The organism is Nocardia iowensis (genome assembly GCF_019222765.1).
Lineage (GTDB): Bacteria > Actinomycetota > Actinomycetes > Mycobacteriales > Mycobacteriaceae > Nocardia > Nocardia iowensis.
The window spans coordinates 8,043,869-8,068,496 of record NZ_CP078145.1; the positions used below are offsets into that span (position 1 = coordinate 8,043,869).

Here is a 24,628-nt window from a genome sequence, read left to right on the forward strand (position 1 = left end):
TACCGCGCGCTGCCACAGCGCGAAGTCGGCGTACTGGACTTCCAGTGGCCGCCAGGCGGGTTCGCCGCCTTCGACGCGAGCGCCGTAGGCGGTCATCACGTCTCGGGTCAGCGGGCCCATGGAGAAGCCGTCGGCCGAGATGTGGTGCACCACCAGGGCCAACACGTGCTCGGTGGGGCTGATCTCGAACAGCCGGGCCCGGAACGGCACCTCGGTGGTGACGTCGAAGGCGGTCAGCACCAGCTCGGAAAGCCGTTGCGGCAGTTCGGCCTCGGTCACCTCGAAGGGCGCGAGATCCGGGATCACCTTGGCGGTCGGGACGGTCTGCTGATGGGCGGCGCCGTCGACCTCCGGGTAGAAGGTGCGCAGCGACTCGTGCCTGGCCAGCACGTCGGCGACGGCGATCTGCAGGGCCTGCCGGTCCAGCAGGCCGGACAGCCGCACCGCGGCCGGGATGTTGTCCACCGCCGAGTCCGGATCGAAGCGGTTGAGGAACCACATGCGCTGCTGAGCCAGCGACAGCGGCACCAGCTCCGGCCGCTGCTGCGGCACCAGCGCCGCGCGGGCACCGGCACCGGCGTGGGTCTCCGCGCGGGCCGCGAGCGCGACCACCGTGGACGCCTCGAAGAGCTCGCGCACCCCGAGATCGGTGTCGAGCGCGGCGGACAGCCGCGCGGCGACCTGGGTCGCGGTGAGCGAGTTGCCGCCGAGCGCGAAGAAATCGTCGTCCAGGCCGACCCGTTCCAGGCCGAGCACCTCGGCGAAGGTGGCCGCGACGATCTCCTCCACCGGCGTCGTCGGCGCCCGGAACACCGCGGCCTCGAACACCGGCGCGGGCAGCGCCTTGCGATCCAGCTTGCCGGAGGCGTTGAGTGGGAACTCGTCCAGCACGATCACCACGGACGGAACCATGTAGGCGGGCAACCGCTCCGCCAGGTCCTCGCGCAGCAGCTCGGTGTCCACCCGGACATTCGGCGCGCCGATGACATAGGCGACGAGCTGGTCGCCGGTGTGCTGGTCGCCGCGGACCACCACGACCGACTGGGCGACCTCGTCCAGCGCGGTGAGCGCGGCCTCGATCTCGCCCAGCTCGATGCGCAGACCACGCAACTTCACCTGGAAGTCGGTGCGGCCCAAGTACTCCAGCTCACCGGTCGCCGTCCAGGCCACCAGGTCACCGGTGCGGTACATCCGCTCGCCAGCGGTGCCGGAGGGGTTGGCCACGAATCGGTCGCTGGTCAGATCCGGACGGGCGACATAACCGCGCGCCAGCTGGGTGCCCGCCAGATACAGCTCACCCGCGACGCCGACCGGAACCGGCCGCAGCCGCGAATCCAGCACGTACACCTGGGTGTTGTAGACCGGCGCGCCGATCGGGACGGTATCGGTATCGGTGTCGACGACCTCGTGGAAGGTGACGTCGACCGCGGCCTCGGTCGGGCCGTACAGGTTGTGCAACGCGGCGCCGGTCAGCTCGCGCAGGCGGTGCGCGGGCTTCGGCGGCAGCGCCTCACCGGAGGCGAACACCAGGCGCAGCGAATCGCACTGCGCCGCAGCGGCATCGGCGACGAACACGGCGAGCATCGACGGCACGAAGTGGGTGACGGTGATCCGCTCCGCGCTGATGACCTCGGCCAGGTACGCCGGGTCCCGGTGTCCGTCGGGCTTGGCCACGACCAGGCGGGCACCGATCTGCAACGGCCAGAAGAACTCCCACACCGACACGTCGAAGGTGGCGGGGGTCTTCTGCAGTACGGCGTCCGTGGCGTCCAGCTCGTAAGCGGACTGCATCCACACCAGGCGGTTGACGATCGCCGCGTGCGAAACGCCGACGCCCTTGGGGCGGCCGGTGGAACCGGAGGTGAAGATCACGTACGCGGTGTTCGACGGCCGCAACGGTTCCCGGCGGTCCGCGTCAGTGATCTCGGCTTCGGACAGCCCGCTCAGATCGAGCAGATCGATCCGCACCTGCGCGGTATCGATGTCGAGGTCGCTACCCGAGGTGAGCACGCACACCGGATCGGCCGTGGCCAGAATGTATTCGGTGCGCTCGGCCGGATGATCCGGATCCAGCGGCACATACGCGCCACCCGCGACCGCCACCGCGTACATACCGACGACGAGATCGATCGAACGCCGCATGCCGAGCGCCACATACGATTCCGCGCCGACGCCGCGCGCGATCAGCCAGCGCGCCAGCTGGTTCACTCGTCCGGCGAACTCGTCGTAAGAGAGACTTGTCCCCTCGAAGGTCAGCGCGGTCGCGTCGGGCGTGCGCGCGGCCTGCTCGTAGAAGATCGAGACCAGGGTCGCCGACGCATCCACCTCGTGCGCGGTGTCGTTCCAGCCGGACACCACAAGCTCACGCTCGGTGGCGTCGAGCAGCTCGATATCACCAACCGGCACAGCGGGTTCGGTGGTGATCGCGGTCAGCACCCGGATCAGGCGATCGGCGATGCGCCGCACGGTCTGCTCGTCGAACAGGTCCCGCAGGTAACCCGCGCGAATCCGCAGTCGCGAATCCAGCTGCGCGATCAGCGTCAACGGGTAGTGCGTGGCATCGGCCGCGTCGAGGCCGACGACCGCCATGCCGTCGATATCCGCGGCGCGTTCCTGCAGGCCCTCGGCGTCCACCGGGTAGGACTCGAACACCACCAGCGTGTCGAACAGTCCACCGATACCGGCGGCGGACTGGATGTCCGCGAGACCGACGTAGTGGTGATCGAGCAGATCCGCCTGCTCGCCCTGGGTCCTGGCCAGCAGCTGCCGCGCGGACTCCGCCGGGTCGAAGCGCACCCGCACCGGCACGGTGTTGATGAACAGGCCGACCATCGACTCCACGCCGGACAGGTCCGCGGGACGCCCGGACACCGTGGTGCCGAACAGCACGTCGTCGCGGCCGGTCATCCGGCCGATCAGGATGCCCCACGCGGTCTGCAGCACGGTATTCGGCGTGACGCCCAGCGAACCGGCCAATGTCGTGAGCCGTTCGGTCGCCGACTCGTCGAGCTCGAAGAAGTATTCACCGGCGAGCGAGGTGATTTCGCGTCCCGCGTCCGGGCGGGCCAGCAGCGTCGGCTCGGTGACACCGCGCAACGCCTCGGTCCACGCGGCCACCGAGGCCGAATGATCCTGCTGCGCGGTCCATTCCAGGAAGTGCCGGTAGGACCGGACGGCGGGCAGCACGCTGGTGTCCGCGTGTGCCGCGTAGAGCACCAGCAGGTCCTGCATGAGCAGCGGCATGGACCAGCCGTCGAGCAGGATGTGATGGTTGGCCACCACGAACTGCCAGCGGTCGCGCGCCACCTGGATCAGCGTGAACCGGATCAGCGGCGGCTCGGCCAGATCGAAGCGCTCCGCGCGGTCCGCGGCGATCAGGTCATCGCCGTGGCCCTGCTCGATCCGGTCGTGCTCGGACCAGGCGACCCGGACGCTGTCCAGCACCACCTGCACCGGGCTGCCGTCGTGATCGGTGACGAACGCGGTGCGCAGGTTCTCGTAGCGGTCGACCAAAGCCTGTGCGGCCGAACGCAACCGGGCCGCGTCCACCCGGCCGGTGAGGGTCAGCACCGCCTGCGCGGTGTAGACGTCCACCGAGGTGGCGGCGAGCCTGGCGTGGAAGAGCAAACCGGCTTGCAGCGCGGACAGCGGCCAGATGTCGGCCAGGTTCGGGAAGCGCCGCTCCCAGCCGTCGATATCGCTCTGTGTGCTGCGCACCAGCGCGAAGTCGGACGGGGTGTGCCCGCCCGCGCCGGTCGAATTGGCGTGCCGGGCAACTGCTTCCAGCGCGGTGGTCCACAGCTCACCGAATTCGCGGACGGCGGCGGCGTCGAGCAGCGTCGACGGGTAGCCGATGTTCGCGGTCAGCTTGTCGCCGGTCACGATCGCGTTGATATCCAGCGGCGCCATCGCGGGCATGTCCGCGTCGTAGGCCCCACCCAGTGCACCCATTTCGGCGGCTGGGATCCAGCCGAAGCCGCGCAGCGACTCCGGAACATCGCCCTCGGAGACGCGGCCCAGGTAGTTGAAGCTCACCTGGCCGGGCAGTTCCACCGGCAACTCGGCGGCGGTCTCGGGGTTCAGGTAGCGCAGCAGGCCGTAACCGATGCCCTTGTCCGGCACCGCGAGCAGCTGCTCCTTGATCGCCTTGACCGCATGGCCGAGCGCGGGTCCGCCGGCCAGCGCGGCATCGATGTCGATGCCGGACAGGTCGAAGCGGACCGGGAAGATCGCGGTGAACCAGCCGACGGTGCGGGACAGATCCGCGCCGGGCACGATGTCCTCTTCGCGGCCGTGGCCCTCCAGGCGGATCAACAGTGAATCGTCGCCGCGGGTACCGGCCCGGCGCGCCCGCCATTTCGCGGTGGCCAGGGCCAGCGCGGTGAGCAGACCGTCGTTCACGCCGCCGTGGAACAGCGCGGGCACCTTGGTCAGCAGTGCCTTGGTGACCTCGGCGGACACCTCGACCTGCAGCTTCTCGATGACACCCGAGGTATCGACCGCCGGGTCCATCGGACGCTCGGTCAGCAGCGGGTCGGCCGCGTCGACCACCGAACGCCAGTGGTCGAGTTCGGCGACTCGCTCGGCACTGCGCGCCTCACGTTCGAGTGCGTGCGCCCAGGCGCGCATCGAGGTGGCCGGTGCGACCAGCTCGGGTTGCTGCCCGGCGGTGCGCTGGCCCCAGGCCGCGACGAAGTCGGGCACCAGGATGCGCCAGGAGACACCGTCGACCACCAAGTGGTGTCCGACGACGATCAGGCGGCCCGCCCGGTCGCTGCGCGACGGCTCCAGCCACACGAACCGAATGACCACGCCCGCAGCGGGATCCAGCCGATCGAGCGAGGAATCCAGTGCGGCGGAAGCGATCTCGATCAACGCGGCGTCGTCGACACCGGCCTCGAAGGTGGTGTGATCGATCAACGCGTCCACGTCGACCGTTCCCGCAGCGGCGGTTTCGAGGAGCCACTCCCCGTCGACCTCGCGCAGGCTGGCCCGCAGCATGTCGTGCCGGTCGATGACCGCCCCGACGGTCGCGACGATGCCCGCCCGGTCGATGCCGACCGGCAGCTCCAGCGCGAGGGTCTGGTTGAACCGGCCGAACGAGCCGCGCCGCTCCGCCATGAACCGCACGACCGGAGTGAGCGGCATGGTGCCGACGCCACCACCCGGCAGCTCGGCGAGCACTACCGCCGAAGCCGCTGCGGCGTCGGCGGTCTCGGCGACCGCGGCCAGCCCGGCCACGGTGCGCTGCTCGAAGACGTGCCGCGGCGTGAACACCACACCGCGCGCCTTGGCCCGCGACACCAGCTGAATGGAGACGATGCTGTCGCCGCCGAGGGCGAAGAACGAATCGTCGACACCGACCCGCTCCACGCCGAGCACCTCGGCGAAGACCTCGGCAATGGTCTGCTCGACCGGCGTGCGCGGCGCCCGGAACACGACCTCGGTCGCGAACACCGGCTCCGGCAACGCCTTTCGGTCCAGCTTGCCCACCGGGGTGAGCGGAACGCGGTCGATCACCATGATCGAGGACGGCACCATGTACGCGGGCAGCCGCTCCTCGACGTGGCCGGTCAGGTCGGCCACATCGATCGACCGACCCGGTGCGGCAACGACATAGGACACCAGTGAGGTGGCACCGGCGGAACTCTTGTGGCCCACGGTGACGGCGAAGTCGACCGACGCGTGCGCGGCGAGCGCCGCGTCGATCTCGCCGAGTTCGATGCGGAAACCGCGCACCTTCACCTGGAAATCGGACCGGCCGACGTACTCGACCTCACCGGTGCGCGTCCAGCGGACCACGTCACCCGTGCGGTACATCCGCGCACCCGGGACAGCCGGATTGGCCACGAAACGTTCGGCGGACAGCCCCGGCCGCGCGTGATAGCCACGGGCCAGTTGGATACCCGACAGATAGAGCTCACCTGCGACACCCACCGGAACGGGCCGGAGCTGGGCGTCCAGGATCAGCGACTGCATGCCGCGGGTCGGCCCACCGATGGTGACCAGATCGCCCGGCGTCAGCGGGTCGCTGATGTTGGTCATGATGGTGGTCTCGGTCGGGCCGTAACCGTTGTGGAAACGTCGCCCCGAACCGTCCGGCGCGCCACCCCACTTGGTGACCAGATCGGCCGGGACCGCCTCACCACCGGCGACGATCACCCGCATGTCGGCCAGGGCAGCCGGATCCAGCGAGGCGAGCACCGACGGGGTGATGAACGCGTGCGTGACCCGCTCGGTACGGATCAGCTCGGCCAGTTCCTCGCCGCCGTACACGCCGGGCGGGCAGACCACCAGGGTGCCGCCGCGGCCGATCGCGAGCAGGAACTCGAGGATCGAGGCGTCGAAGCTCGGCGACGCGAAATGCAGTGCGCGCGTGTTCGAGTCGACGTGGTAGCGAGCGTTCTGCTCGTCCCGGAAGTTGGCGAGCCCGGCATGGGTGACCACGACGCCCTTGGGGACACCGGTGGATCCGGAGGTGTAGATGACGTAGGCCGGGTGTTCCGGCCGCACCGGTCGCACGCGATCGGCATCGGTGATCGCGGCGGCGTCGAATCCGGTCAGCTCCAGTTCGTCGAGCACCAGCCATTCGACCGAGTCCGGCAGGTCCGCGCGGACCGAGGTCACGGTCAGGCCGACCGGGGAGCCCGAATCGGTGACCATGTGCGCGATGCGGTCGGCCGGGTAGGTCGGGTCGATCGGCACGAAAGCGGCACCGGACTTGGCCACCGCCCATTCGGCGAAGTAGGAGTCGTCCGAGCGGGGCACGGCGACCGCGACCAGATCCTCGGTGCCGAGCCCACGCTCGATCAGCAAGCGCGCCAAGCGGTTCGAGCGTTCGTCCAGCTCGCCGTACGAGAGACTGCGCCCCTGGAACACGACGGCGGGTGCCGTCGGGTCGATGGCGGCCGCCTCGGCGATCAGCTCCGGCAGCGTCCGCGCCGGTGTGGCCTGCTCGCCGAAGCGGGCGGTCAGGTCGGCTCGCTCGGCGGCGTCGAGTACGTCGATCTGGCCGACCGCGATCGCCGGGTTCGCGGCAATCGCCTCGAGCACCCGCTGCCAGCGCTGCGCGATTTCGGCGGCGGTCGACTCGTCGAACAGGTCCGTGGCGTAGGTGAGCGCCAAAGCCATTCCGGCCGTGCCGGGTTCGCCCTGCTCCGACAGCGTGAACTGCAGATCGAAGCGGGCGACGTTCTCTTCGAGGTCCAGTGCGGACACCGAGAGCCCGGGCAGCTCCAGGGTGGTGCGATCCAGGTTCTGGAAGGCCAGCATCACCTGGAACAGCGGGTTGCGTGCCTGCGAGCGTTCCGGTGCCAGCAGTTCCACCAGACGTTCGAACGGCACGTCGGCATTGCCGTACGCGTCCAGGTCGGTGCGGCGCACCTGATCCACCAGTTCGGTGAACGATTCGGCGGCGTCGATTCCGGTGCGCAGCACCAGCGTGTTGACGAACATGCCGACCAGATCGTCGAGGGCCTGCTCGCCGCGGCCCGCGATCGGCGTGCCGACCGCGATATCGTCCGCACCGGACAGCCGCGACAGCAGCACCGCGAGCGCGCTGTGCATCACCATGAACAGCGACGCACCGCGTTGCCGCGCAATGTCTTCCAGCGCGGCGACCAGGTCGGCGGGCAGCTCGCGGTGCAGCGTCGCACCGCGCAGCGAGGCGACCGGCGGACGCGGGCGGTCGGCGGGCAGGGTCAGCTCGTCCGGGACACCGTCGAGCACTCGCTGCCAGTGCGCCACCTGGCGCGCCATCAGCGATTCCGGATCGTCCTCGGCGCCGAGGACTTCCCGCTGCCAGACCGCGAAGTCGGCGTACTGCACCGCCAGCGGCGCCCAGCCGGGCGCGCTGTCCTGGGTGCGTGCCGAGTAGGCGAGCATCACGTCGCGGGTCAGCGGCCCCATCGAGAAGCCGTCCGCGGCGATGTGATGCACCACGACGACGAGCACATGCTCGTCCCGGCCCGCGCTGTAGAGCCGGGTGCGCAGCGGAACCTGTTCGGCCACATCGAATCCGGTGGTGACGAAGTCGGTCACCACGGCGGTCAGTTCGGCCGGATCCACCTGCACCGGATGCAGGTCGAGCGCGATGTTCTCGGCGGGCACGATCACCTGGACCGGGGTGCCACCGTGCTCTGGGTAGCGGGTACGCAGCGATTCGTGCCTGCGCACCACGTCGGCCACCGCCAGCCGCAGCGCGGCCACGTCGAGGGCGCCGGTCAGCCGGATGGCGATCGGCAGGTTGTAGGCCGCCGAGGAGGTGTCGTACTTGTTCAGGAACCACATCCGCTGCTGCGCGAACGACAGCGGCACCAGTTCGTCGGCCGACCGGGGGCGAGCGACGAGACGGGCCCGTGCGGCGCCGTCGGCATGCGATTCCACCCGCGCGGCCAGGGCTGCCACGGTCGGCGCCTCGAACAGCGCGCGCACCTCGACCGTGCTGCCGAGCGCGGCACCGATCCGGGACACGACCCGGGTGGCGATGAGCGAGTTGCCGCCGAGTTCGAAGAAGTCGTCGTCGACGCCGACCCTCGGCAGATCGAGCACTTCGGCGAACACCGCGGCCACCGTCTCCTGAACCGGGGTGACCGGTGCGCGGAAGGACCGAGCCTGCACGGCCGGTGCGGGCAACGCGCGCCGATCGAGCTTTCCGTTGACGGTCAACGGAATCCACTCGAGCCGCACCAGCGCCGAGGGCACCATGTACGACGGAAGCCGCTCGGCGGCACCGTCACGGACTTGATCGAGCACCGGGACGACGTCGGGTTCGGCGACCACGTAGGCCACGATCCGCTGGTCGCCCGGCTGGTCCTCGCGCACGATGACCGCCGCCTGGGCGATGCCGGGCTGGGCCAGGATGGCGGACTCGATCTCGCCGAGTTCGATGCGGAAGCCGCGGACCTTCACCTGGTCGTCGGCGCGGCCCAGGTATTCGAGCTCGCCGAAGCGGTTCCAGCGCGCGAGGTCGCCGGAGCGGTACAGGCGCGAGCCCGCCGCGTCGGTGCCGCCGAGCGGGTTGGCGACGAACCGGGTGGCGGACAGGTCCGGGCGGCCGAGGTAGCCGCGGGCCAATTGCGGTCCCGCCACATACATTTCGCCCGCGACACCCACCGGAACCGGCCGCAGCCGGTTGTCGAGCACGTACACCCGCAGGCCCGCGATGGCCCGGCCGACCACGCTGCCGGAGGCGGCCGCGATGGTGGCGGCGTCCAGCGCACGGTAGGACACGTGCACCGTGGTCTCGGTGATGCCGTACATGTTGACCAGCAGCGGCGCTGAATCGCCGTGGCGGGCAACCCAATCCGAGAGCCTGCGGAGTTCGAGGGCTTCGCCGCCGAACACCACGTAGCGCAGCGCGAGCGGCGCGGCGTCGGGTGCGGCATTGCGATCGGCTTCCGCCAGTTGGTAGAACGCGGACGGAGTCTGGTTGAGCACCGTGACCTGCTCGGCGCGCAACAGTTCCAGGAACTGCTCCGGGGAGCGTGAGGTGTAGTAGTCGACCACCACGAGGGTGCCGCCGAACAGCAGCGGGCCCCACAACTCCCACACCGAGAAGTCGAAGGCGTAGGAGTGGAACAGCGTCCACACGTCGTCCGGGCCGAAGCCGAAGTCGCGGTCGGTGTTGGCGAACAGCCGCACCACATTCCGGTGCGCGACCGCGACGCCCTTCGGGCGGCCGGTCGAACCGGAGGTGTAGATCACGTACGCGACGTGGTCGGGCGAGAGCGCGGCATTGCGGTCGGCGTCGGTGATCGGCGCGTCGTCGGCGTCCTCGATATTGCCGGTCTCCACGGCGAAGCCGTCCAGCACGACGCTCGGCAGTTCCGCGGGCACCGTCACCTGGACGGTCGAATCCAGGATCACGCTGGTCGGCTGGGAATCCGCCAGCACGTAGGCGATGCGTTCCGCCGGGTAGGTCGGGTCGACCGGCACATAGCCCGCGCCCGTCTTCACCACCGCGACCAGCGCGACCACCAGGTCCAGCGAGCGCGGCAGGATCACCGCGACCAACGACTCAGGTCCGGCACCGTCCGCGATCAGCCTGCGCGCCAGCACGTTCGCGCGCCGGTCCAGCTCGGCGTAGGTCAACTGCTCGACACCGAAGCGGGCCGCCGTGCGGTGCGGATGCGCGGCGACCGCCGCATCGAACAGCGCGACGAGCGTGGTCTCGGATTCGCCGAAAAGGCCCGCGCCGCCGTCCATCCCGGACGACACCCAGCGCTGCGACACATCCAGGCGCTCGGCCTCACCGAGCAGATCGATATCACCGACGGCGATCTCGGGATCCTCGGCGATGGTCTGCAGCACGCGCACCAGCCGGTCGGCGAACGAGGCCACCGTCTCCGGATCGAACAGCTCGGTCGCGTAGTTCCACGACATGGCCAGCGCGCCGTCCGCGGTCTCACCCACGGTCAGCTGCACGTCGAACTTGGCTGTGCCCGGGTCGAATTCGACGACATCGAGATCGAGGCCGGGCAGCTGCACCGTGCCCATATCGGCGGCCGAGGCCGCCTCGAAGGTCAGCGCGACCTGGAACAGCGGGTGGTGCGCCTGCGAGCGGGCCGGGCTGATGACATCGACCAGCCGCTCAAAGGGCACATCGGCATTGCCGAACGCCGCCAGATCGGTCCGGCGTACCTGCTCGAGCAGGTCGCTGAACTTCGCGGCGGGATCGACCTCGCTGCGCAAGACAAGCGTATTGACGAACATGCCGACCAGGTCGTCGAGCGCACGCTCACCGCGCCCGGCGATCGGGGTGCCGATGGCGATATCGGTGCTGTTGGACAGCCTGCCCGCCCACGCGGCCAGCGCGGCGTGCACGACCATGAACAGCGTGACGCCCCGGCGGCGCGCGAGCTCGGCCAGTGCGGTGTGCAGCTCGGCATCGATCGAGAAGCCGTGCGTGCCACCGGCATTGGAGGCGATCTCCGGACGCGGGCGGTCGGCGGGCAGCTCGATTTGATCGGGCAGATCACGCAGCTGCTCGACCCAGTAGGCGATCTGCTGGGCGGCAACCGATTCCGGATCGTGCTCGACACCGAGCACGTCGCGCTGCCACAGCGCGTAGTCGGCGTACTGCACCTCGAGTGGCGCCCACGCGGGCGTTTCGCCACGGGTGCGCTCGCTGTAGGCGACGACCACGTCGCGCAGCAGCGGCCGCAGCGAGAAGCCGTCGGCGCTGATGTGGTGCATCACCAGCACCACCACGTGGTTGTGCTCGTCCAAGGCGAGCAGGCTTGCGCGGAACGCGATCTCGCCGGTCACGTCGAAGTGCACGCTCGCCAGCTCGACGATGCGCGCTGGCAGTTCGGCCGCGGTCACCGGCTCGGCGGCCACCGTGAACGAGACCTCGGAGACGGGCAGGACGCGCTGGTAGCCGGTGCCTTCCACCTCGGGGTACACGGTGCGCAGCGCCTCGTGGCGAGCCAGCACATCGCCGATCGCCGCGTTGAGCGCGTCGACATCGAGTTCGCCGGTGAGCCGGATGGCGACCGGGATGTTGTTGACCGCCGTGCGGTTGTCGAACCGGTTGAGGAACCACATCCGCTGCTGAGCCAGCGACAGCGGCACCAGCTCGGGGCGTTCCTGCGGCACCAGCGGCGCCCGGCCGCCCTGTCCCGCAGCCGATTCCACCCGCGCGGCCAGTGCGGCGACACTCGATGCCTCGAACAGCGCGCGCACCGGAATCTGGGTGTCCAACGCCTCGCCGAGGCGCGCCGCCACCTGGGTGGCGACCAGCGAGTTGCCGCCGAGCTCGAAGAAGTCGTCGTCCACGCCGACCCGCTCGACACCGAGCACCTCGGCGAAGATGTCGGCGACGATCTCCTGCACCGGCGTGGTCGGCGCGCGGAACACCTTGGCCGCGAACGTCGGCTCGGGCAGTGCCTTGCGGTCCAGCTTGCCGGAGGGGTTGAGCGGGAACTCGTCGAGCTCCACATAGGCCGTCGGCACCATGTACGCGGGCAACCGGCTGCCGAGCGCGGCCTTCACCGTCTCGACGTCGAAGGCTCGGTCCGGATCCCCGACCACATACGCGACCAGCTGATCACCGGTGCGCTCGTCGGTGCGCACCAGCACGACCGCCTGCGCCACGGATTCCAGTGCGGTGAGCGCGTTCTCGATCTCCCCGAGCTCGATACGCAGACCGCGCAGCTTCACCTGGAAGTCGGTGCGGCCCAGGTACTCCAGCTCGCCGTCCTCGGTCCAGGAGACCAAGTCGCCGGTGCGGTACATGCGCGCGGCATGACCGAACGGGTTGGCGATGAAGCGCTCGGTGGTCAGGTCGGGCCGGGCCACGTACCCGTGCGCCAGCTGCGCGCCCGCGAGGTACAGCTCGCCGGGCACGCCGACCGGCACCGGCCGCAGCCGCGAATCCAGCACGTAGACCTGGGTGTTGAAGACGGGTGCGCCGATCGGCACCGAGCTGGTGTCGGCCTCGGTCACCTCGTGGAAGGTCACGTCGACGGCGGCCTCGGTCGGGCCGTACAGGTTGTGCAGCCGGGCGCCGGTCAGCGCGCGCAGCCGCTGTGCGGTGACCGCGGGCAATGCCTCGCCGGAGGCGAAAACATTGCGCAGGCTGACGCATTCGGCCGCGCGCTCCTCGGCGACGAACACCGAAAGCATCGACGGCACGAAATGCACCGTGGTGACGCGCTCTTCGACGATCAGCCGCGCCAGGTAGGCGGGATCGCGGTGGCCGTCCGGCTTCGCGACGACCAGTCGCGCGCCGACCTGCAAGGGCCAGAAGAACTCCCACACCGACACGTCGAAGGTCGCGGGCGTCTTCTGCAGCACCACGTCGTAGGCGGCAAGGCCGTACTCAGCGTGCATCCAGACCAGGCGGTTGACGATGGCCGCGTGCGAGACCGCGACACCCTTCGGGCGGCCGGTCGAGCCCGACGTGAAGATCACGTAGGCGGTATTGGCCGGGCGCAGCGGCTTGTGCCGATCCGCGTCGGTCAGCGGCGCGTCGGAGAACTCCGACAGGTCGAGCTGATCGATGCGCACCTGCCGGGAGGCCGTGGTCGCCAGGTCGGTGCCGGAGGTCAGCACGCACACCGGACGCGCGGTCTCCAGGATGTAGTCGGTGCGGTCGGCCGGATGATCCGGATCCAGCGGCACGTACGCGCCACCGGCGGCGTTCACCGCGTACATGCCGACGACCAGGTCGATCGACCGCCGCATGCCGAGGGCGACATACGATTCCGGGCCGACGCCGTTCTGCTTCAGCCAGCGCGCCAGTCGGTGCACCCGCCCGGCGAACTCGGCGTAGGACAGACTTGTCCCCTCGAAGGTCACCGCGTCCGCTTCCGGCGTGCGCGCGACCTGCGCCTCGAACAAGGAAACCAGCGTCGCGGCGGCATCGCCCACCGGCGAGGTCAGCGCCGCGTCGACGGGGAATTCGGTGTCGTTCCACTGCTCGACCACCAACGCGCGCTCGGCCACGTCCAACAGCTCGATATCGCCCACCGCCGCGGTCGGTTCGGCGGCGACACCACCGAGCACCCGAAGGAACCGCTCGGCAAAGGTATTCGCGAAGGCGGCGTCGAAAAGGTCGGTGGCGTAGAGGAGTTCGGCATCCATCGCCGCCTCGGCGCTCGGCCCCGACCGGTCGGGCACCTCGCTCAGCGTGAGCTGCAGGTCGAACTTCGCGGTCGGCTGGTCGATGCCGAGCTCGGACACCGTGAGTCCGGGCAGCTCGAGCGACGCGCGACCCAGGTTCTGGAACGACAGCATCACCTGGAACAGCGGATGCCGCGCCTGCGAACGGGCCGGGTTGAGCACCTCGACCAGCCGCTCGAACGGCACGTCGGCGTGCGCGAAGGCCTGCAGGTCGCGCTCGCGCACCTGGGCAAGCAGGTCGGTGAACGAGGCGTCGGTGTCGACCTGGGCGCGCAACACCAGGGTGTTGACGAACATGCCGACCAGGTCGTCGAGCGCCTGCTCGCCACGACCCGCCACCGGAATGCCGATGGCGATGTCGTCCGAACCGCTCAGCCTGGCGAGAAGTGCCGCGAAGGCGCTGTGCACCACCATGAACAGCGTGGTGCCGTGCGCGTGCGCGACCCGGTTCAGCTCATCGATCAGCTCGCCGGGCACCCGGAATCGGTGTGTCCCGGCCTGATACGACGCGATCGCGGGCCGGGGACGCCCGGCCAGCCGCAGTTCGTCGGGCAGACCGGCGAGGGCGCGGCGCCAGTAGTCGAGCTGTTCGGAGATCAGCGAGGTGGGATCGCTCTCGGACCCGAGCGTTTCTCGCTGCCACAGCGCGAAATCCACGTACTGGACCGCGAGCGGCGGCCAGCCGGGCTCGGTCGCCGAGGTGCGCGCCAGGTAGGCGGTCATCAGGTCGCGGACCAGCGGCCGCATCGAGAAGCCGTCCGCCGCGATGTGATGCACCACCACGACGAGGACGTAATCCGCAGTGTTGATGCCTTGGTCGCTGCGTTCCTGCCCGCCGGAGCCGAGCTGGTAGGCACGCAGCCGCACCGGCGGCTCGGCGGTCACGTCGAAGCCGCGCTCGACGAATTCGTACATGGCGCCGAGCAATTGGCCCTCGGCGACCGGGAAGACCTCCAGGTCCGGGATCGCCCTGGTCGCGGGCAGCACCCGCTGGTAGGCAACGCCGTCACGCGACGGGTAGATGGTGCGCAGCGATTCGTGCCGCGCGACGACGTCGGCGACCGCGCCACGCAGCGCGTCCAGATCCAGCGCGCCCTCCAGCCGCACCGCGGCCGGGATGTTGTTGGCGGCCGAGTCGGCGTCGAACCGGTTGAGGAACCACATCCGCTGCTGCGCCAGCGACAGCGGCGGGTACTCGGGACGCACCTGTGCCGTGAGCGCTTGGCGCGCACCGGATCCCGCCCGGGATTCGACCCGGGCGGCCAGCGCGGCCACGGTCGGCGCCTCGAACAGCAGGCGCACACCCACCTCGGTGTCCAGCGCCGCACTCAGCCGCGCCACCACCTGGGTGGCGACCAGCGAGTTGCCGCCGAGCTCGAAGAAGTCGTCGTCCACGCCGACGCGCGGCAGCCCGAGCAGCTCGGCGAAGACCTCGGCCACGATCTCCTCGATCGGAGTGGCCGGGGCACGGAATACCTTGGCCTCGAACACCGGAGCGGGCAGCGCCTTGCGATCGAGCTTGCCGCTGGCGTTGACCGGGAACGCGTCCAGCACGACCAGCGCGGCCGGAATCATGTAAGCAGGCAGCACACCGGCCAGGGCGGCCTTGACCTCGTCCGGGTCGATTACCGAATCAGCTTCGGCGACAACGTAACCCACCAGCTGATCGCCAGCGTGCGGGTCGGTCCGCACCACCACGACGGACTGCGCGACGCCGGGCTGGGCCAGCAGGGCGGCCTCGATCTCCCCGAGCTCGATGCGCAGGCCGCGTAGCTTCACCTGGAAGTCGGTGCGGCCCAGGTACTCCAGCTCACCGGCCGGAGTCCAGGTGACGAGGTCACCGGTGCGGTACATCCGCGCGCCCGCGGCGCCGTACGGATTGGCGACGAATCGGTCCGCGGTCAGATCCGGGCGGCCGAGATAGCCGACGGCCAGCTGATCGCCCGCGAGATAGAGCTCGCCCGCGACACCCGGTGCGACGGGGTGCAACCTGGCGTCGAGCACCAACACCCCGGTGTTCCACACCGGTCGCCCGATCGGCACCGAGACCGTATCCGCGTGCGTCACTTCGTGATACGTGACGTCGACGGCAGCCTCGGTGGGCCCGTACAGGTTGTGCAAGCGGGCGCCGGTCAGTTCGCGCAAGCGCTGCGCGGTTTGCGCGGGCAGCGCCTCACCGGAGGCGAACACCTGCCGCAACCGCGACGACGGATAGCCATCCGCGTCGCCATTCTCGTTGCCGAGGGTGGAGACGAACACCGACATCATCGACGGCACGAAATGCGCTGTGGTGATGCCCTGTTCGGCGATGATCTGGGCCAGGTAGACCGGGTCGCGATGCCCGTCCGGCTTCGCGACGACCAAGCGAGCACCGGTCTGCAACGGCCAGAAGAACTCCCACACCGACACGTCGAAGGTGGCGGGCGTCTTCTGCAGTACCGCGTCGGCGGGCCCGATCGGGTACTCGTGCTGCATCCACAGCAGCCGGTTGACGATCGCGGCATGGCTGACCGCCACACCCTTCGGGCGACCGGTCGAGCCCGAGGTGAAGATGACGTAGGCGGTGTTGCCCGGCCGCAGCGGCCGAATGCGTTCGGCGTCGGTGATCGGCGCACCGCTGGAGGCGGCCATACCCGGCACGCCCTCGATGCCCTCGATCGCGATGACCGACACTTCACGCTGCAGATCGATGCCGAAGCCGTCCGCGGACCGGTACAGGATCATCCGTGGGCGTGCGGTGTCGACGATGTGGTTGATCCGGTCGGCGGGCTGATCCGGGTCCAGCGGCACGTACGCCGCACCGGTCTGCAGCACCGCGTACATCGCGATGACCAGTTCGTTGGAGCGGCGGATCGACAGTGCGACAAGCGATTCCGGTCCGACCCCGGCCTTGATCAGCTGCCTGGCGATCCGGTTGGCCCGCACCTGCAGTTCGCGATAGGTGAGCCGTTCTTCGTCGAAGACCAGGGCGACCGCGTCCGGCGTCGCCGCCGCTTGCGCGTCGAAGAGGGAGACCAGCGTTGCCGAGGGCACCTGGTGCGCGTTGTCGTTCCAGTCGACCAGTACCCGAGCGCGTTCGTCGGGCGCGAGCAGGTCGATGTCGCCGATCGGGACGGTCGGGTCGGCGGTGACCGCCGCAAGCACCCGGTCCAGTCGCCGCGCGAACGCCGCCACCGTGTCCGGGTCGAAAAGGTCCTCGGCGTAGGAGAATTCGGCCGACATGCCAGCCGCTTCGCCGAGTTCGTCCTGGGTCTCCTGCAGGGTCAGCTGCAGGTCGAACTTGGCCAGCCGCGCGTCGTAGTCGACCCCATTGACCGAAAGCCCTGGCAGCTCCAGGCTGGCCTGCCTGGTGTTCTGGAAGGTCAGCATCACCTGGAACAGCGGGTGCCTGGCCTGCGAGCGGGCCGGGTTGAGCACCTCGACCAGCCGCTCGAACGGCACGTCCGCGTGGGCGAACGCGTGCAGGTCGGTTTCCCTGGCCTGGGCGAGCAGATCGGCGAAGCTCGCCGCGCCGTCCACCTCCGTGCGCAGCACGAGGGTGTTGACGAACATGCCGATCAGGTCGTCCAGCGCGGCTTCACCACGTCCGGCGACCGGGGTGCCGATGGCGATGTCGCTGGTGCCGCTGGCGCGGGCCAGCAGCACGGCCAGCGCGCTGTGCATGACCATGAACAGCGAGGCGTTGTGCCGGCGACCGAGATCGACCAGCGCGCGCTGAGTCTCGCCGGAGATCACGAACGGGTAGGTGCCACCGCGATAGGAGGCCGTTGCGGGCCGTGGCCGGTCCGCGGGCAGCACCAATTCGTCGGGCAGATCGGCCAGTTCGCGGGTCCAGTACCGAATCTGGTTGGAGATCAGCGAACTCGGGTCGTCCTCGGAGCCGAGCACCTCGCGCTGCCACAGGGCGTAGTCCGCGTACTGAACGGGCAGCGCCGACCAAGCGGGCGCCTCCCACGAGGTGCGGGCGGCGTAGGCCACCATCACGTCGCGGGCCAGCGGGCCCATCGACCAGCCGTCGGCGGAGATGTGGTGCACCACCATGCCGAGCACGTACTCGGTCTCGCTGATCTCGAAAAGCCGTGCGTGCAACGGGACTTCGTTGGTCACGTCGAACGCCATCGAGGCGAGCTCGACCAGGTGGTCGATCAGGTTGTGCTCGGTCACCGGCACCGGCGTCAGGTCGGGCACGATCTGGGCGGCGTCCAGCACCACCTGCACCGGCCCGGTCTTGGTCTCCGGGAACACGGTGCGCAGCGACTCGTGCCGGTCGATCACGTCGATGACCGCGACCTGCAGCGCGGCGACGTCGAGGTCGCCGGAGAGCCGGATGGCGACCGGGATGTTGTTCACCGCCGACTCGGTATCGAACCGGTTCAGGAACCACATGCGCTGCTGCGCGAGGGACAGCGGCACTTCTTCCGGACGGATCCGGGCCACCAGCGCCTTGCGCGCGCCGTCACCGGCGTGCGATTCCACCCGGGCGGCGAGGGCGGCCACGGTGGACGCCTCGAACAGCATGCGCACCGGCACCCGGGTGTCCAGTGCGATACCGAGGCGCGAGGCGACCTGCGTCGCGATCAGCGAGTTGCCGCCGAGTTCGAAGAAGTCGTCGTCGACACCCACGCGATTGATGCCGAGTACCTCGCCGAAGACCTGCGCGACGATTTCCTCGATCGGCGTTGTCGGCGCACGGAATTCGCGCACCTCGAACACCGGGGCGGGCAGCGCCTTACGGTCGAGCTTGCCGGACGGGTTGAGCGGGAACGCTTCCAGCACCACGATCGCCGACGGCACCATGTACGCGGGCAGCGTGCGGTGCAGCGCGTTCTTGATGTTGTCGATGTCGACCGGGCCCGCCGGGGTCACCACGTACGCGACGAGCTGATCGCCCGCGACGGTGTCCATGACGAGCACGACCGCCTGGCCGACGGCCGGGTGGTCGAGCAGCGCGGCCTCGATCTCGCCCAGCTCGATGCGCTGGCCGCGGAACTTCACCTGGAAGTCGGTGCGGCCGATGTATTCCAGCACGCCGGCGGAGCCGACCTCGGGATCGCGCGGTTCGACCCAGCGGACCAGGTCACCGGTTCGGTAGAGGCGAGCGCCCGGCGCGCCGAACGGGTCGGCGACGAAGCGTTCGGCGCTCAGGTCGGGGCGGCCGTGGTAGCCGCGGGCGGTCTGGATGCCGCCAAGGTACAGCTCGCCGGGAACGCCGACCGGGACCGGCTCGAGGCCCTCGTCGAGCACATAGGCCTGCGCGTTCCACACCGGGCGCCCGATCGGCACCGAGCTGGGGGCGACCTCGTTGAGATGCCAGGCGGTGGCGTGCACGGTGAATTCGGTGGGGCCGTACAGGTTGTGCATCGCGGCGGTGGAGAAGTGCCGGAACGCGGTGACCGTGGCGGGCGGCAGGGCCTCACCGGCGACGAGAACCGCACGCAGCGAGGCGCATTCGGTGGTCGAGGCGGTACCGGCGAAGACCGAGAGCATCGACGGCACGAACGAGGTCATGGTGACCTGGTGCCGTGCGATGATCTCCGAGAGGTACATCGGGTCGCGATGTCCGTCGGGCGCGGCGATGAGCATGCGGGCGCCGACGGCCAAGGTGCCGAACAACTCCCACACCGAGACGTCGAAGGTGACCGGCGTCTTCTGCAGGACCACATCGGCCGGGCTGATCCGGTACTCGTTGGTGATCCAGGCGACCTGGTTGAGCACGCTGGTGTGGCTGACGGCCACGCCCTTGGGTCGACCGGTCGAGCCGGAGGTGTAGAGCACGTACGCGGTGTTGGCGGGTCGCAGCGGTGCGCGCCGCTCCGCGTCGGTGACCGGCTCGTCGCTGAATTCGCTCAAATCCAGTGTGTCGACGGCGATTACCGGGCAGTCGACGGCGCTGACGTCGTCGGACAGGGTGGTCAGCACGCACACCGGCGCCGAGTTGGCCAGCACGTACTCGGTGCGTTCGGCCGGATGGTCGGGGTCGATCGGCACGTAGCCGCCGCCCGCGGTCATGGTGGCGTAGATGGCGATCAGCATGTCCACCGAACGGCGGATACCGACGGCCACCAGCGTTTCCGGGCCGACGCCCACGGCGATCAGCTTGCGCGCCAGGCGATTCACCCGCGCCGCGAACTCGGCATAGCTCAGCTGCACCTGCGGGCCGAATTCGCCCAAGCTGCGGGTACCGCCGTCGAACAGGACGGCGATATCGTCGGGCCGCAGGCGCACCTGCTCCTGGAACAGGTCCAGGACGGTGGCCGCGGGCAGCTCGTGCGCGGTCAGGTTCCAGGCGGTGAGCACGGTGGTGCGCTCGGCCTCGTCGAGGATGTCGATGTCGCGCACCGCGGATTCCGGTGCGGTGACGGCCGCTTCGAGCACGCGCAGGTAGCGGCGGCCGAACTCGGCGACCGTCGACGCATCGAACAGATCGGTGGCGAACGACACCACGGCAGCCATGCCCGCGGGTTCGCCGTTGACGCCACGCTCTTCGGTGACGGTCCACTGCAGATCGAACTTGGCGATGTCGACTTCGAGCTCATCGGCGGTCACCGACAGTCCGGGCAGTTCCAGTGTCGCGTGCGACATTTCCTGGAACGACAGCATCACCTGGAACAGCGGGTGGCGGGCCTGCGAGCGGGTCGGGTTGAGCACCTCGACCAAGCGCTCGAACGGAACATCGGCGAAGGCGAACGCCGCGAGATCGGTTTCGCGGGTGCGCTCGAGGAACTGGGTGAACGGTTCGCTGCCGTCCACCTCCGAGCGCAGCACCAGCGTGTTGACGAACATGCCGATCAGGTCGTCGAGCGCCTGCTCGCCACGCCCGGCGACCGGGGTGCCGATGGCGATGTCGCTGGTGCCCGACAGCCGGGCGAGCAGCACCGCCAGCGAGGCGTGCATGACCATGAACAGGCTCACGCCCTTGGCCCGCGCCAACGCCGAAAGGCGCTGGTGCAGCTCGGCATCGATGTCGAAGCTGACCCGGCCGCCGGTGAAACTGGGCACCGGTGGGCGCGGCCGGTCGGTGGGCAGATCCAGCTGATCGGGGAGCCCGGCCAAGGCCCTGCGCCAGTAGGCGATTTCGCGAGCGGCCATCGACCCGGGATCGGATTCGGCGCCGAGCAGCTCGCGCTGCCAGACGCTGAAGTCCTGGTACTGCACCGGCAGCGGCGTCCAGGTCGGCGCCTGTCCGGCGGCGCGCGCGAGGTAGGCGGCGGCGACGTCGCGAGCCAGCGGGCCGAACGAGAAACCATCCGCGGCAATGTGATGCACCACGAACGCCACCGCGTAATCGGCGGCACCGTTGTCGCGACCGCCGGTCACCGCGTAGACCCGGACCCGGATCGGCAGTTCCCGCGACACATCGAAGCCGGTGGCGGCGAACGCGGCCAGCACACCGTGCAATTCGGCTTCATCGATCGGCTCGACCGTGATACCGAGATCGACCTGCTCGACCGGCAGCACCTGCTGATAGCCGCCGTCGCCGGACTCGGGGAAGATCGTGCGCAGCGACTGCTGACGCGCCACCACATCGGTCAGCGCGGCCTGCAACGCGTCGAGGTCGACCTGGCCGCGCAACCGCACCACGAACGGCAGGTTGTAGGTCGGCACGGTCGGGTCGAACTGGTTGATGAACCACATCCGCTGCTGGGCCAGCGACAGCGGCACCCGCTCCGGCAGGTTTTGCGCCACCAGCGGCGGTCGGGCTCCGTCGGTGGGGCTGGCGTTCTCCGCGCGGGCGGCGATCCCGGCCACGGTCGGGGATTCGAACAGCGCCCGCACCCCGATCTGGGTGCCGAACGCCACGCCGATCCGGGAGACCACCTGGGTGGCGACCAGCGAGTTGCCGCCGAGGTCGAAGAAGTTGTCATCGATGCCGATGCGGTCCTGGCTCAGCACATCGGCGAAGATGCCAGCCACGATCTGCTCGGCCTGGGTACGCGGGGCCCGGAAACTGGTCTCGTCCGCGCTGAACACCGGTTCCGGCAACGCTTTACGGTCCAGCTTGCCGGAGGTGTTGAGCGGGAAGGCAGCCAGCACCATGATCGATGCGGGAACCATGTAGCTCGGCAGCTTCTCGGCCGCGAACCTGGTCAGTTCCGCCGGATCGACCGAATGCCCGGGCGCGGCAACCACATAGGCCACCAACTGCTGACCGGTGGCGGTATCCATCACCAGCACGACGGCTTGGCTGACCGCGGGGTGAGCGAGTAGATCGGTCTCGATCTCGCCGAGCTCGATGCGCTGACCACGGAACTTCACCTGGAAGTCGGTGCGGCCGATGTATTCCAGCGTGCCCGCGTCGTTCCAGCGCACCAGGTCACCGGTGCGGTACATGCGTTCACCGTTGTCCGACAACGGGTTCGCGACGAAGCGGTCGGCGGTCAGATCCGGGCGGCCGCGATACCCGCGCGCCAGCTGACGTCCACCGAGATACAGCTCACCCGGGGCGCCGATCGCGGCCGGGCGCAGCCGCGAATCGAGCACGTAGACCGAGACATTCCACTCCGGGATGCCGATCGGCACGGTCAGCTTGTCGGCGGCGGTCGCCTCCCAGTAGGTCACCGAGACCGCGGCCTCGGTCGGGCCGTACAGGTTGTGCAATCCGGCCGAGGTGATCGCGCGGAAACCGGCGGCGGTCTCCGGCGGCAACGCCTCACCGATCACGAAAACCGCACGCAGGCTGGCGCATTGCGCCGCCGTGGCGTGCGAGACGAACACCGTCAGCATCGACGGCACGAAGTCGGTCACGGTGACGCCGTGCCGGGCGATCATGTCGGCGACGTACAGCGGGTCGCGGTGGCCGTCGGGCGCGGCGATGACCAGTTTCGCACCGACCATCAGCGGCAGGAAGTAGCCCCACAGCGACACGTCGAAGGTGGTCGCGGTCTTCTGCAGGTAGACGTCATCGGCGGTCAGCCGGTACTCGTCGAGCATCCACAGCTGCTGGTTGACGATCGCGTGATGGGTGACCGCTACGCCTTTGGGGCGGCCGGTCGAACCCGAGGTGTAGATGACGTAGGCGGTGTTGTCCGGCCGCAGCGGTCGCGTCCGTTCGGCGTCGGTGATCGGTGCCGCCGAGTACTGCGACACGTCCAGCGTGTCGATGCGCACCTGCCGCACCGATTCCGGCAGTTCCAGCTCATCGGCCGATAGCGTCAACACACAGACCGGTGCCGCACTGTCGAGGATGTAGGCGGTGCGATCGGCCGGATGATCCGGATCGATCGGCACGTACGCGCCACCGGCCTTCAGCACCGCGTGCATGCCGATGACCAGCTCCAGCGACCGCCGCATACCCAGCGCGACAAGCGATTCCGGGCCGACTCCGTCGGCGATCAGGAACCGGGCCAGCCGGTTGACCCGCGCGTCGAACTCCGCGTACGTCAACGTCGCGCCCTCGAAATCGAGCGCGATATTGTCCGGCGTCAACGGCATCTGCGCATCGAGCAGCGCCGACAGCGTGGTGTCCGGCACCTCCTGCTCGGAGTCGTTCCACTCCAGCAGCGAGCGCTCGCGCTCGTCCGCCGTGGTGACGTCCAGCGTCCAGACCGTGGCATCTTCCTCGGCTGCCAGGAATCGGTCGAAGAATTCGAGGAAGCGCGAATGATGCCGGTGCGCTTCGTCTTCGGTGTAGAGGTTCGGGTTGGTCTCGAAGTCGATGTGCGAACGAGTGCCCGCGACCGACTGATAGAAGTTGACGCCGAGATCCTCGATGCTGCCGGTGGACAGCACGTGCAGCTGGCCGACCATCGGGCCCATCGCCAGCTCGTCGTGGAACAGCATGATGTTGACCCACGGGCCGAAGAACTCCGTGGTCACCACGCCGTCACCGGCGGCATCGCGGCGGATGTCCTCGTGCCGGTACCGCTGGTGCCGCAGCGCGCCGGATACTTCCACCGTCACCTGCTTGAGCAGTGCGCCGATGGTCGTGTCGTGGCCGACGTGCAGGCGCAGCGGCACGATGTTCGACGAGACACCACCGGAGCGACGCATCGCCGCGGTGGTACGCGCGGTCACCGGCAGGCTGAGAATGACGTCCTCGACGCCGTTCCACTGCGCCAGATAGCCGGCGAACGCGGCCAGTAGCAGCCCGGCGGGCGACGAATCATGGCGGCGCACAGCCGCATCCAGCAGCGCGTTCTGCTCGTCCGACAAGGCCGCGCTGGCGATTCCGTTGATCGCGGCGGGCGGGGCGGACCGGCCGGTCAGGCTGGTGCCCTCCTCCAGCCCGGCGACCCGCTCGGCCCAGTACTCCTTGTCGGTGCCGAAGCGCTTGCTCTCGCGGTAGGCGATTTCCTGCTCATAGAGCGTGTACAGGTCGGTGGCCTTGGATACCGCGGGCTCGGTGCCGTTCACATACGCCGTGTACAGCTCGGCGACCCGGTTCAGGTTGGTCATCGCGCCGAAGCCGTCGAGCGCGATGTGGTGCGCCCGCGAGTACCAGTACCAGTGGTCGTCGGCCAGTCGCAGCGCCGCGATGGTGATCAGGCGATCGGTGGTCAGGTCGATCGGGCGGCTGTACTCCGAGCGCATCCACGCCATCGCCGCCGCGGCCGGATCGGCCTCGGCGCGCAGGTCTACATAGGTGACCTTGTCGTAGTCGGCGATGCTGTGGTCGATGAATTGCAGCGGCTCACCGTCGCGTTCGATGATCCGCAGGAAGCCAGAACCGAGCTCGTGCGACGCGTCGATACTGGCCTGCTCGAGGACCTCGACATCCAGGTCACCGTGCAGGTCCACGTACTGCGCGATGTTGACCGGCACCTGCGGGTCGACATGCTGCGCGTACCAGATGCCCAGCTGCGCAGGAGACAGCGGGAAGTAGCCCGAACCAGCGGATGCCCGTTCGCCACCAGCTTCGCCGTTTCCGCCGAAATCCAGCCGGTCCAACCGTAACCTCGCTTCCGGAACACCACGCAAGCGCTCCCCGACGACACCCGGACAGGACGCTCACCTATCCCAGCGTGGCGCCCGCGTCTCGGGGTTCAGTTCTCATAATCAATCA

General features: G+C 69.3%; 1 protein-coding gene (only partly in view). It reads right to left on the bottom strand.

The genetic code is table 11. The features are described 5' to 3' along the window. Positions 1–24,513, bottom strand: the 5' portion of a protein-coding gene (locus KV110_RS37085) for a non-ribosomal peptide synthase/polyketide synthase (RefSeq protein WP_218471782.1). Its footprint begins 19,236 nt before the window's first position; the window shows 24,513 of its 43,749 coding nt (coding positions 1–24,513); the start codon lies at positions 24,511–24,513; its stop codon lies beyond the left edge, outside the window. Positions 24,514–24,628 lie beyond the last annotated feature (115 nt).